General features: G+C 75.9%; 2 protein-coding genes. Both read right to left on the bottom strand.

Annotation, left to right across the window (positions count from 1 at the left end; genetic code table 11):
* Nucleotides 1-223 (bottom strand): hypothetical protein (locus KIK08_RS38810; protein ID WP_214408295.1); only part of this gene is annotated, 223 nt, incomplete at its 3' end.
* A partial coding sequence (locus tag KIK08_RS38805) for a hypothetical protein (RefSeq protein WP_214408294.1) occupies nt 223-1,857 on the bottom strand: 1,635 nt, incomplete at its 5' end. The genes KIK08_RS38810 and KIK08_RS38805, both read right to left, overlap by 1 nt.

Here is a 1,857-nt window from a genome sequence, read left to right as displayed (position 1 = left end):
CGAGCATGCGCATCACACCGTCGGCGGCGGCGTCGGCCGCGCGCTCCGCCGGGTCGTCGACTGCGCCGAGCCGGGATGCCGCTTGCACGCGCCGCTCCCCCAGCCCGGCCGACGGAGCGCCGGCCACGGCCGCGGCCGCCTCCGGCTGCTCCTGCGGCCGGGCCCGACGCGTCTCGGCCGCGCGCTCCGGGGTGGCGGGTGTCGTGTCCGCGCCCACGGGCATCAGCCCACCTGGGCGACGGTCAAGAGGAACAGCGCCGCCCGGGGCATGCCCGACGGCGGTGCGGCGGTGACCGTCGCCACGAGGGGTAGGGCGATCGGAGCGATCACCGTCTCGGCAACGCTTCTGGCCTGCTCCGCGAGGGCGGCCAGCGCCACCTGGTCGGCCTTCGGCAGCGAGGTATCGAGCCAGAGGACCGCCCGGGCGGATAACGGGTTCGACGGGAGCTTCCCACCGAGCGCCCGCTGCAGGGTGTCCCGGTCCGTGTCCCCCGCGGCAAATTCCCCAAACCGCGTGAACGTGTTCGACGCCCGGCTGACGGCCCCGACGTCCGCGCCCTCGAGCGCCGTGAACAGCGCCTCCGTGTCCTCTCCGCCCACCAAGGCCAGCTGCGGGGCGGGCGGCTCGGGGTCCCTGTAGGTGATCAGGAACACGCTGCCCACGGTCGCGGGCAGGATCCGCCCGGGGGGCGGGTCGACCGCGACGCCGACCGACGCGTCGGGGTCGCGGTCCGCCGCGGGCGGGGTCGCGGCGAGCAGGGCGTCCAGCCTGCCCGGCCCGACGATGGCGGCCGGTGCGGTCGGCGTCCCCGCATAGGCGGCCAGCGCGATGTGCGGTCCACCGAGCGCGTCGCGGTAGCGCGACCGCCAGGTGTCCGCTGGGGTCAGTAGCTCCGACCCAGCTGGCTCGAACACCACGTCGGCGCGGTGCCAGCCGTCGTCGGGCCACTGGCCCTCCTGGATCGCGGTGGCGACCTTCTCGGCCTCGTCCTCGCTGTCCTCGGTGCGGATCCACACCGTCACCGGCGCGCCTTCCGGCGGTCCCACCGGCGGACCGCCTTCACAGTCCTTGCGGGTGCGGCGGCGGAACAACACCCAGTCCGTGCTCGGCCGGACCTCCGAGGTGAGCGCGGTGCCGTCGGGCGGGAACAGCTGCCGGTAGCGTTCCCCGGCGTCCCGCGGGTCGGCCTTGGGCGAGGCGGCCAGCAGCGTCAGGGCGGCCTCGGCACCGTCGTGGTGCTGCCGGCCCGGCGTGCCGTCCGTCGGGTCCTCCTGGGCGACGAGGGCGATCGGCGTCGTCCAGGACTCGAGCGCGGCCAGCCGCGCGAGCAGGCCCGTCCGCGCGCCGACCAGGGCCTCGAACAGGTCTCCCAGCCCGGTGCCCTCACCGCTGCGCACGGACACCGCCCCCTGCACCACGGTCGGCGACCCGGTCCACGCGACGGCGGCCGCCAGCGTCGCGTCCTCGTTGGCGACCGCGAAGGTCGAAGCGCTCTCGACCGGGCCGCGGTGCAGCACGACCCGCACGTTCCCCGGGTACTGGCCCGAATCCGGCACCTTGAGGTCCGACCGGTTCGTGACCGACAGGTCGACCAGCCCGGCGATCTCGACGACGATCTCCCGCGCCGGGTTCCGCGAGCCGCCGGGCATTCGCTCGAGGAACCCTCGCAGCCGCACAGTGAGCTTCGGGGCGTCCAAGCCGGCCACTGCGAGGTCGAGCGTCAGATCGGCGGCCGTCTCGGCGCCCTCGGCCAGCGTGAACGGGTCGGCGTCGAGGGTGATCGCCACCCACAGAGCGACGCCCTGACCGGCGGCCGCCGGGCCGGTGGCCCGCGTGGTGCTCGCGCCGGCGCGCCG

This window comes from Pseudonocardia lacus (assembly GCF_018531445.1).
Lineage (GTDB): Bacteria > Actinomycetota > Actinomycetes > Mycobacteriales > Pseudonocardiaceae > Pseudonocardia > Pseudonocardia lacus.
This window is presented reverse-complemented; position numbering and strand designations above follow the sequence as displayed.